Origin of the sequence: Bacillus sp. JJ1764 (assembly GCF_036962145.1) — a bacterium.
GTDB lineage: Bacteria > Bacillota > Bacilli > Bacillales > Cytobacillaceae > Neobacillus.
In genome coordinates this window covers 1-9,766 of the sequence record NZ_JBALNY010000184.1, presented here as the reverse complement: position 1 = coordinate 9,766, position 9,766 = coordinate 1, and the positions used below count along the sequence as shown (strand labels likewise).

The window sequence follows — 9,766 nt, the reverse complement described above, 5'->3', positions numbered from 1 at the left end:
TTTTTAAATGGTGCACCTGTTGCAGGTACCGTCTATGGTTCAGGGGCCGGAACTCAACAAAACAACGGTCAGGCTATAATCGCCATAGCAGCGGGAGATGTTCTTACCCTTCGAAATCATAGTTCTTCTGCAGCAGTTACCCTTCAGACTTTAGCTGGAGGCACACAAACAAACGTAAACGCTTCTATTGTAATTAAAAAATTAAATTAGTTTTGAATGGATAAGGAACCCTCATAAAATCAGCGTGAATTTGTACGAAGCTTGCGCCAAGTGTTCCAGGAGGACAGGGAGTAATATTTGGAGAAAAAACTTGTGGTTCGCAGGGCACTAAAGGAATTCAATAATTTGTATGCCCAAACAACTTTCAATCAATCGCCCCTCAATTTTATGTACAGCATGAAATTGAGGGCGCAATTGATTTTTTTATTTAACTAATTACAAAGATTGTACACACCTTAAATTGTCTTTTTACGTAACTTAAAAATAGGAAAATCGTGGGTTAAAGGAGCTGATTAAACATGATTACAATTAGTCTTTGCATGATTGTAAAAAATGAAGAGGACACTATCGCAAGATGTCTTGATTCGGTAAAAGACCTTGTAGATGAAATCATTATAGTAGACACAGGTTCAACAGATAAAACGAAAGAAATTGTATCTCAATATACGGATCATATTCTAGACTTCCATTGGATTGAAGACTTTGCTGCAGCCCGTAATTTTGCTTTTAAAAACGCCAAAATGGATTACATTTTTTGGTTAGATGCGGATGATGTTTTAATGAAAGATGATAGCAAAAAATTTTCAACGTTGAAGGAGACACTTGACACCACCATTGATTCAGTCACCATGCATTATAATCTGAACATTGATGAAAAAGGAAAAGTCATTACGAGCCTACGACGTAATCGTCTTGTAAAAAGGAAAAATAACTTCCAATGGTATGGGGTAGTACACGAGTACTTGGAAGTTTGGGGGAATATTCTACACAGCGAGGTTGCTGTTACCCATTGCAGCATACATCACGACTCTGACCGTAATCTCCGTATCTATGAAAATCGTCTAAAACGCGGAGAAAAGTTCTCTCCTAGAGACTTATTTTACTATGCAAATGAACTGTTTGAACACGATAAGCTTAAGGATGCTATCAAGTACTATAAACAATTTTTAGCAACTAATGATGGATGGGTAGAAGATTACATTTCTGCATGTGGCAGGCTTGCCGAATGTTATTATGCAATAGGTGATCATGAAAGCGAGCTTCATTTTATATTAAAATCTTTTGAATACGACTCGCCTCGAGCTGATTTTTGCTGCAGATTAGGGTACAAATTCCTTCATAATAATCACCCCTATCAAGCCCTTTTTTGGTACAAACTGGCCACTCAACTCGAAAAGCCAACAGACAATTTGGGAATGATTAACCATGCTTGCTGGACTTGGCTTCCGCATTTACAATTATGCGTTTGTTACTCACAAATAGGGAATCACGCACTAGCCTATGCACATAACGAGATTGCCCGGCAATACCATCCTGATCATCCAAGTATTCTTCATAATAAGCATTATTTAGAACATCTATTACAATAAAGTCGGTTCAGTTTTTAATTAACAAAAGACAATTTTAGGATGATTAACTATGCTTGCTGGACTTGGCTTCCGCGTTTTCTCGGTAAAATAAAAGAAGCTGCAGCAGTGGTGGATTATCAATGGCTTAGGTTTTATCCTTGTGTTTATATGTTTGCTATGTACTATGCCTATAAATTTGAGGAAGGGGAAAATCTTATTTAGCTTGAAAGCAAGCATTTACCGAACTATTGAGAGGCTTCTATTCTTATGATCCTTTTTGCATGTGATTTTAAAAGAACAGGTCTATCTGAGTCTTACTTTAGGTAGTAAAATATGGGAGAGGAAAGATGTAATTTTATTAGGGAGATGTTTTATATGGAATGGTTGGCAGGGCTCTTTTTAGTGGTCATGGGAGCTATCATGTTGGTTAAACCTGATACCGTTTGGAAAATATCGGAATCATGGAAAACTAAGAACAGCACAGAGCCGACAATTATCTATAGAAACCTCATCCGAATTGGTGGCAGTGTGATCCTAATTGGAGGTATATTCGCAACCGTAACGATTTTAATAATGAAATGACAGAAACCAAACTTAACAAGACTATCTTTGGTTTTTCTGTACAGGGCAATTTAAGAGGTATGTAATTCAAAGGCATTTCATCCGTTTTCAAAACGGGTGGAAGGCCTTTTTTATAATTAAATGCCTATTATTTCCTAACATGATAAAATGTATGGGATAGTTTGAAACATCTTTTTATAGAAGATCAATCAATAGAAAGGGAGTTACATATGTTCACCAATCTTATTTTAATTTTTGCTCTTCAATTACTCTATGTTCCTGTCTTAACACTTCGGACCATTTTTTTAGTGAAAAATATGAGTGTAGCTGCCTCAACATTTGGAACACTTGAGGCCCTTATTTATGTATTCGGGCTTTCTTTAGTTTTTTCGGGTCACCAAAGCATTGCTGAAATGGTCGTCTATGCGATCGGTTTTGGCGTTGGATTATACATTGGTACACGCATTGAAAGCAAACTGGCCATTGGCTACACTTGTTTGGTTGTGAATTTAATGGATATGAATCAAGAGCTTATTGTTTTATTGCGGGAAAAAGGATTTGGGGTTACTGTCTTTGAAGGGATGGGGCGGGATAGTAAAAGATTCCAATTAGAAATCCTAACAAAGCGAAATCGTGAAAATGAAGTGATGAATCTAATCGAAGAATACGAGCCAAAGGCATTTATCATCTCTTATGAACCTCGTAAATTTAAAGGTGGCTATCTCATTAAAGCGATGAAAAAGCATTTGAGAAAAGATACCACTATTAAACTTCATTAGAGATTATTTTTGTAAGTCGTCTATTGTAGAAGGTCTTCCAACAGTTTGTAAATTTGTTGGGAGGCCTTCTTTTTATGCGCATTTTGGGGTTTGGATATTCAAGAAGTTTCCCCCTTCACAAAATTGAAACAGTATTATTCCTTTAACATCATTAAAATAAAGGAAAGTCCTTTAAGTTAAAAGGGGGGCTTTAGTGAAGTTTCAATTCAACCTCCCACTGCGATATAAAATTATGTTCTTAGTTCTATGTATTGGCAACATCGACCATTCCAAAAATGGCGGGTATCCCAAAATAATTTTAGAAAAGAAATTGTCACAAGTGTTTTTTGCCTAAAGTCATAAAAAGGGTATAATAATGTTTTATTAAAGAATGAAATGGAGTAGTTTAAATGGTCCAATCAATCAATAGCAAAGTCGATTTAGTTATAGATGCAACCTCACATATGGGAATTGCGGAATATGGTAAAATCATGATCGGAGATAAAGGATTTGAATTCTTCAATAGTCGTGATGCCCGGAAGTTTATTCAGATTCCTTGGGAAGAAGTGGATTATGTAATCGCTTCAGTCATGTTCAAAGGGAAATGGATTCCACGTTATGCGATCCAAACGAAGCGAAATGGGACGTATACATTTTCGTCTAAAGATCCGAAAAAGGTTTTGCGAGTCATTCGGGAATCCGTGGATCCCAGTCGGATGGTTCAATCATTAAGTTTCTTTGATGTGCTTAAACGCGGCGTGAGGAGCAAATTTAAAAGGTAATTAGTTCTTAAAATCCTGACAGGTTGGAAAATGTCTTAATTTAGACAAATCCAAAAAAATTTCCCTCTTGAAAGCGGAATATTTCCTGTGCTATAATTTCTCATGTAAGCTCATTAAAGTGATGCAGCAAACATTGAAAAGATTGTATTGATGCAGAAGCTATTTTTAAACATTTCATTTACAGCGTTTGCAAAATAAATTTAAATAACATCGCCATTATTTTTTACGTGTTACTGATTCGATCAGGCATGAGTGAAAAGTATTGATTGAAATGAAGGATAAGGGGCAATCTATACCCATATCTTCATTTGATCTACTTTTTGCTCATGCCTTTTTTATTGCTTTTGTTGAAACTGTAACCGCTTTAGATGAGCCGAAAAAATACTTATATAGGAGGTAAAAAGATGGTAGGAATTATCATTGCAAGTCACGGTGAATTTTCCAATGGTATCTTGCAATCTGGAGAGATGATCTTTGGAAAACAAGAAAATGTAAAAGCTGTAACATTGATGCCGAGCGAAGGACCTGAAAATGTTAAAGCAAAAATGAAAGAAGCAATTGCCTCTTTCGACAACCAAGACGAAGTATTATTCTTAGTCGATCTTTGGGGTGGTACTCCTTTCAACCAAGCCAATAGCTTGTTAGAAGATCATAAAGACAAGTGGGCAATCGTTGCTGGTTTAAACTTGCCAATGTTGATTGAAGCATTTGCATCACGCTTCTCAATGAACACAGCACATGAAATTGCTGCACATATTTTGGGCACAGCAAAAGAAGGGGTTAAAGTACAACCTGAAGCATTAGAACCAGCAGCCCCAGCTGCTGCAGCTGCTGCTAAACCTTCAAATGCAGGTGCACCTGGTAAATTTGAATACGTGTTAGCACGTATCGACTCACGGTTACTTCACGGACAAGTAGCAACTGCTTGGACAAAAACAACACAGCCTACACGTATCATCGTTGTATCTGATGCAGTAGCAAAGGATGATCTTCGTAAGAAATTAATCCAACAAGCTGCTCCTCCAGGTGTAAAGGCACACGTTGTTCCGATCAATAAAATGATCGAACTTGCAAAAGATGATAAACACTTTGGCGGCCAGCGCGCGTTGCTTTTATTCGAAAACCCGCAAGATGCACTCAGAGCGGTTGAGGGCGGCGTTCCATTGAAGACAATCAACGTTGGTTCGATGGCACACTCACCTGGTAAAGTTCAACCGAATAAAGTGTTGGCCTTTAGCCAAGCTGATATTGATACTTTCAAAAAGTTAAAAGAAATTGGTTTGAATTTCGATGTACGTAAAGTTCCGAATGATTCAAAAGGCGACATGAACGAAATTCTTAAGAAGGCTCAAGAAGAGCTAAAGAAACAAAAATAATTCCAGAGAAAACGGAGGATTAATAACATGGATTTGAATGTGATTCAAATAATATTAGTCTTTATCGTAGCATTTTTAGCTGGTATGGAAGGAATTTTGGATGAATTCCAATTCCACCAACCACTGGTTGCTTGTACGTTAATTGGCTTAGTTACAGGAAACTTAGTACCATGTCTTATCTTAGGTGGTACGCTTCAATTGATCGCTTTAGGTTGGGCAAACATCGGAGCTGCCGTAGCACCGGATGCTGCGTTAGCCTCAGTTGCATCTGCCATTATTTTAGTTTTAGGTGGACAAGGTAAAGCTGGTGTGGCTTCTGCAATCGCGATTGCTGTTCCACTTGCAGTTGCTGGTCTTTTATTAACCATCATCGTTCGTACTCTTGCAACAGCCATCGTGCACTTTATGGATGCTGCAGCTCAAGAAGGAAACATCAGAAAAGTTGAATTTTGGCAAATCGCTGCAATCTGCATGCAGGGTTTACGTATTGCCATCCCAGCTCTATTAATAGTAGCTGTTGGTGCAGGTCCGGTTAAAGACTTACTTGGCTCAATGCCAGTTTGGTTAACAGACGGATTAGCAATCGGAGGGGGAATGGTCGTAGCTGTTGGTTATGCAATGGTTATTAACATGATGGCTACAAAAGAAGTATGGCCGTTCTTCGTTATTGGTTTTGTATTAGCATGTATTTCACAAATTACACTTATCGGTCTTGGGGCAATCGGTGTGGCTCTTGCACTTATCTATTTAGCGCTTTCTAAACAAGGCGGTTCAGGTAAGGGCGGAAACGGAAACACTGGTGATCCACTAGGCGATATTATTGATAGTTACTAAGAAGGAGGGAGCATAAACATGGCAAATGAATTAAGATTATCCAAAAAAGATCGTATTTCAGTTTGGTGGCGTTCCACTTTCCTTCAAGGTTCTTGGAACTATGAACGTATGCAAAACGGTGGCTGGGCATATACGATGATTCCAGCAATCAAACGCTTATATACAACTAAAGAAGAACGTGCAGCTGCACTAAAACGTCATTTAGAGTTCTTTAATACTCACCCATATGTTGCTTCACCTATTATTGGTGTAACATTAGCGCTTGAAGAAGAACGCGCAAATGGCACACAGGTTGACGACGCAGCCATTCAAGGGGTTAAAGTCGGTATGATGGGGCCTTTAGCAGGTATCGGAGATCCAGTTTTCTGGTTCACGGTTAGACCGATCCTTGGTGCATTAGGCGCTTCTCTAGCTTTGACTGGTAATATCCTTGGACCGATTATTTTCTTCGTATTATGGAATCTCATTCGTATGGGCTTCACATGGTATACACAAGAATTTGGTTACAAAGCTGGTTCTAAAATTTCCGATGACTTATCTGGCGGATTACTTCAAGATATTACAAAAGGTGCATCCATCCTTGGTATGTTCATCCTTGGTTCATTAGTTAACCGTTGGGTATCAGTAAAATTCGCGCCGGTTGTATCCGAAGTTAAACTTTCCAAAGGTGCTTACATCGACTGGAAAAACCTACCTGCAGGTGCGGAAGGTATTAAATCAGCATTACAACAACAAGCTTCTGGTCTTTCATTAGAACCTGTTAAAGTAACGACTTTACAAGGCAACTTGGATAGCTTAATCCCTGGTTTTGCTGGATTGCTTATTACATTCCTTTGCATGTGGTTACTTAAGAAGAAAGTTTCTCCAATCGTTATGATTCTTGGATTATTCGTGGTTGGTATTGTATTCCACTTAATCCACTTAATGTAATAGAAATAAAGAGCGCCTCCTGATATCAATTTTGGGAGGTGTTTTTCTCGTATGACAATGGGGTTGAGAATAGTAATAATAAATTTTTAGGGGGTAGCTATGCTAACTATAGGTTATATTGGAAATGGAAAAAGCACGAACAGATATCATCTGCCATTTGTACTGCAAAGAGAGAATATAAAGGTCAAAACCATTTATCAAAGAAATTCTAAGAATGAAGGTTGGGACAGGATTCCAGGAGTCAATTATACTTCCGATTTAGATGAATTATTAAATGACAAGGACATTCAACTCATTGTGATTTGCACAAGAACCGACAGCCATTATGAATACGCAAAATTAGTATTAGAACATCATAAGAACTGTTTGGTTGAAAAGCCTTTTATGGAAACCTCAGAACAGGCAAAAGAAATATTTGCAATGGCAAGAGAGAAAGGATTAATTGTTCAGGCGTATCAAAACAGACGTTTCGATAGTGATTTTTTAACTGTTCAAAAGGTCATTGAAGAAGGAAAAATTGGGGACATGCTTGAAGTTGAAGTGCATTACGATTATTTTCGTCCCGAAGTACCAGAGTCTGTTCATTCTTTTGATCCTGGTTCTTCATTTTTATATGGACATGGCTGTCATACACTGGATCAGGTGATTAGCTATTTTGGCAAGCCGGATCATATCCATTACGATGTAAGGCAACTTTTAGGACAAGGAAGAATGAATGATTATTTTGATCTGGATTTATATTACGGTAAGTTAAAAGTATCTGTAAAATCCAGTTATTTTAGACTTAAAGAAAGACCAAGTTTTGTCGTATACGGCAACAAGGGAAGCTTTGTGAAGGAAACAAAGGATCGTCAGGAAGAACATTTAAAGTTATTTTACATGCCTGATCACAAAGATTTTGGTGTAGATACCATCCATCATTATGGTGTACTTACATATATTGACGAAGAAGGTACAATCCACGAAGAAAAAGTAAAATCCGTAAATGGTGATTATGGAAGAGTATATGATGATTTATATGAAGCCATCATAAATGGTAAAGATAAAACTATTACAGACGAACAGACGTTACTTCAAATGGAAATATTGGAAAATGGCGTTAAAGACTTGCGTTAACATGGCTGATTCTAAAAGGTCTCTTTTCAGTTTGCTGAACTGATGAGAGGCCTTTTTCTATGTTGAAAATTAAGAAAATATTAAGGTTTAAGGGATATCATAAAATAAAGACTGCAAGATTTAAAAAAGAGGATTAATAAAAGTGGGAGAAGGGACCATATGCAAGTTTCATCTGTAAGTAATTCAAGCTACACTAGTCAAACAGCCAATGATTTATCTAGTGCCATCAAGGATTTACAAAAGCAGAAACAAAAGCTGCAGCAAGAGATTCAGCAATTGAATATGTCAAAAGATGATGCAAAAACGAAGCAAAAAAAAATACAGGAATACCAAGAAGCCGTGAAACAGATTGATTTGCAAATCCAGCAACTACAATCTAAACAAAATCAAAGCACAAGTGATCAACAGCAGACAGTCAAGCAACAACAGGATACAGTGGAAATCAGCGAGGAAGCTATAAGACTATATCAAGCACAACAAAATAGTGTGATTAGCGAATAAAAAATTAGGGACCTTACTTCGTTAAAGAAGAGAAGGTCTTTTGTTTTTCTTTTTAAATATTATGAATAGTCATTCATTTTGTGTTACTATGAGAAAAAGGATGGTTAATGGGGGATGAATCTATGTTGGTTAAAAAGAATTTTGCCCAGGATTCAATAAATGGTGTCCGGCTGGGGAATGGGTCGCTCTCGTTGCAAGGTGTAAAACTCAATGTCCATTGTTTTTTCCTCGACGGAGTGTTGATCGATACAGGGGCAAAGTCATTGGAGAAGGGGTTTATCTCATTTTTTAAACAACTGGAGATTCAGCAAGTCGTGATGACGCATTATCATGAAGATCATACGGGTTGTGCCGCTTTTCTGCAGAAAGAACTTGAAGTACCGCTGTATATGAGTGCTATGATGATTGATTATTGTAAAAAAAAGCCGGATTATCCGTTATATCGTCAATTGTATTGGGGGAGACGACGGCCGTTTCGTGCACAACCTATTGAAGAGACTTTTACTTCTCGTAATGCGACATGGACCGTCATCAAGACACCGGGGCATTCCAAAGATCACCTGGCTTTTTTGAATAACGAAACGGGTCAACTTTTTACAGGGGATCTCTATTGTCAGGAGAAAACAAAGGTGATCCTAAGAGAGGAAAGCATCCCAGACATTATCCAATCATTGAAAAAGGTATTAACCTATAATTTTGATGATGTGTTTTGCTGTCATGCTGGGTATTTGAACGATGGACGCTCGGCGTTAAAAAGAAAGTTGGAATATTTGCTTGACCTGCAGGGGGAAATTTTGAAGCTTAATGATGAAGGTAAGACGCCAGAGCAAATAAATGCCACACTTTTTCCAAGAAAATATCCTATTGTTCGTTTTTCATCTGGTGAATGGGATTCCGTGCATATTGTTAATTCAGTTCTTTTCGGGCACCAAAAGATATTTTAAAAATATTGGAAATTCTCCCCTAATAGCATACAATATAGTAAAGGGAAGCCATGCGAACTAGCTTTTTCAGAATTACCCTTTGATGATGAAAAAGGAGGGCTCATGAATGGGATGGCTCGTGATAATTGGTGGACTATTCGTATTTGGATATATCGTCGATTGGGTATATAAGCGAAAAGGGATTCGTGATTTTGACCCTGAAGAGAATGCGAAGCATGTGTCAGATTCAGAAAGGGTTTATATGGAGTCATTTATGCACAATGTTCGAAATGATCAACATAATAGTGGAGGATTTTAATGAGGATGCTGCTGAGCATTCCTTTTTTTATTCTTAGACAGATCTATTAGACTTTAAAAAGAAAATACCACACCTAAAAAGGGAACATAGAGTGGTTC

11 protein-coding genes and 1 pseudogene are annotated in these 9,766 nt (G+C 37.7%); all 12 read left to right on the top strand.

Translation table 11 applies throughout. The features are described from left to right. Positions 1-210, top strand: a pseudogene (locus V7083_RS20780) (collagen-like protein); the annotation flags it as partial. 308 nt (positions 211-518) lie between these two features. Continuing rightward, positions 519-1,589, top strand: coding sequence for a tetratricopeptide repeat-containing glycosyltransferase family 2 protein (locus V7083_RS20775; protein ID WP_335481513.1), 1,071 nt, complete (start codon positions 519-521; stop codon positions 1,587-1,589). 354 nt (positions 1,590-1,943) lie between these two features. Continuing rightward, positions 1,944-2,150, top strand: coding sequence for a DUF6199 family natural product biosynthesis protein (locus tag V7083_RS20770; protein WP_335481512.1), 207 nt, complete (start codon positions 1,944-1,946; stop codon positions 2,148-2,150). Between the two features lie 209 nt (positions 2,151-2,359). Beyond that, entirely contained in the window at positions 2,360-2,908 is a 549-nt protein-coding gene (locus V7083_RS20765; protein WP_335481509.1) for a DUF2179 domain-containing protein, read from the top strand. A 389-nt stretch (positions 2,909-3,297) separates the two neighbouring features. Continuing rightward, on the top strand, positions 3,298-3,669 hold the full coding sequence (locus V7083_RS20760) for a DUF956 family protein (protein ID WP_335481507.1): 372 nt from the start codon (positions 3,298-3,300) through the stop codon (positions 3,667-3,669). Between the two features lie 404 nt (positions 3,670-4,073). Next, positions 4,074-5,045, top strand: a complete 972-nt coding sequence (locus V7083_RS20755) for a mannose/fructose/sorbose PTS transporter subunit IIA (protein ID WP_335481506.1) — start codon at positions 4,074-4,076, stop codon at positions 5,043-5,045. Positions 5,046-5,072: 27 nt separating this feature from the next. Further along, a complete protein-coding gene (locus tag V7083_RS20750; protein WP_335481504.1) occupies positions 5,073-5,879 on the top strand; it encodes a PTS mannose/fructose/sorbose transporter subunit IIC in 807 nt (268 codons plus the stop codon). Between the two features lie 18 nt (positions 5,880-5,897). After that, positions 5,898-6,809, top strand: coding sequence for a PTS system mannose/fructose/sorbose family transporter subunit IID (locus V7083_RS20745; protein ID WP_335481503.1), 912 nt, complete (start codon positions 5,898-5,900; stop codon positions 6,807-6,809). 99 nt (positions 6,810-6,908) lie between these two features. Next, a complete protein-coding gene (locus V7083_RS20740) occupies positions 6,909-7,925 on the top strand; it encodes an oxidoreductase (protein ID WP_335481501.1) in 1,017 nt (338 codons plus the stop codon). Between the two features lie 159 nt (positions 7,926-8,084). Continuing rightward, complete coding sequence (locus tag V7083_RS20735; RefSeq protein ID WP_335481499.1) at positions 8,085-8,426, top strand: hypothetical protein; 342 nt, start codon at positions 8,085-8,087, stop codon at positions 8,424-8,426. Positions 8,427-8,548: 122 nt separating this feature from the next. Next, positions 8,549-9,370: an MBL fold metallo-hydrolase gene (locus V7083_RS20730; RefSeq protein ID WP_335481497.1), complete on the top strand. Its 822-nt coding sequence runs from the start codon at positions 8,549-8,551 to the stop codon at positions 9,368-9,370. A 106-nt stretch (positions 9,371-9,476) separates the two neighbouring features. Then, the gene (locus V7083_RS20725) at positions 9,477-9,668 is read left to right on the top strand and encodes a hypothetical protein (RefSeq protein ID WP_335481495.1); all 192 of its coding nucleotides are present in this window, start codon (positions 9,477-9,479) and stop codon (positions 9,666-9,668) included. The last annotated feature ends 98 nt before the right edge of the window (positions 9,669-9,766 follow it).

Excerpts from the sequence above, each read along its gene's own strand:
- V7083_RS20765 (WP_335481509.1), top strand. The coding sequence starts at position 2,360 with ATGTTCACCAATCTTATTTTAATTTTTGCTCTTCAATTACTCTATGTT.
- V7083_RS20735 (WP_335481499.1), top strand. The coding sequence starts at position 8,085 with ATGCAAGTTTCATCTGTAAGTAATTCAAGCTACACTAGTCAAACAGCC.
- V7083_RS20725 (WP_335481495.1), top strand. The coding sequence starts at position 9,477 with ATGGGATGGCTCGTGATAATTGGTGGACTATTCGTATTTGGATATATC.
- V7083_RS20755 (WP_335481506.1), top strand. The coding sequence starts at position 4,074 with ATGGTAGGAATTATCATTGCAAGTCACGGTGAATTTTCCAATGGTATC.
- V7083_RS20760 (WP_335481507.1), top strand. The coding sequence starts at position 3,298 with ATGGTCCAATCAATCAATAGCAAAGTCGATTTAGTTATAGATGCAACC.
- V7083_RS20745 (WP_335481503.1), top strand. The coding sequence starts at position 5,898 with ATGGCAAATGAATTAAGATTATCCAAAAAAGATCGTATTTCAGTTTGG.
- V7083_RS20750 (WP_335481504.1), top strand. The coding sequence starts at position 5,073 with ATGGATTTGAATGTGATTCAAATAATATTAGTCTTTATCGTAGCATTT.
- V7083_RS20770 (WP_335481512.1), top strand. The coding sequence starts at position 1,944 with ATGGAATGGTTGGCAGGGCTCTTTTTAGTGGTCATGGGAGCTATCATG.
- V7083_RS20740 (WP_335481501.1), top strand. The coding sequence starts at position 6,909 with ATGCTAACTATAGGTTATATTGGAAATGGAAAAAGCACGAACAGATAT.
- V7083_RS20730 (WP_335481497.1), top strand. The coding sequence starts at position 8,549 with ATGTTGGTTAAAAAGAATTTTGCCCAGGATTCAATAAATGGTGTCCGG.
- V7083_RS20775 (WP_335481513.1), top strand. The coding sequence starts at position 519 with ATGATTACAATTAGTCTTTGCATGATTGTAAAAAATGAAGAGGACACT.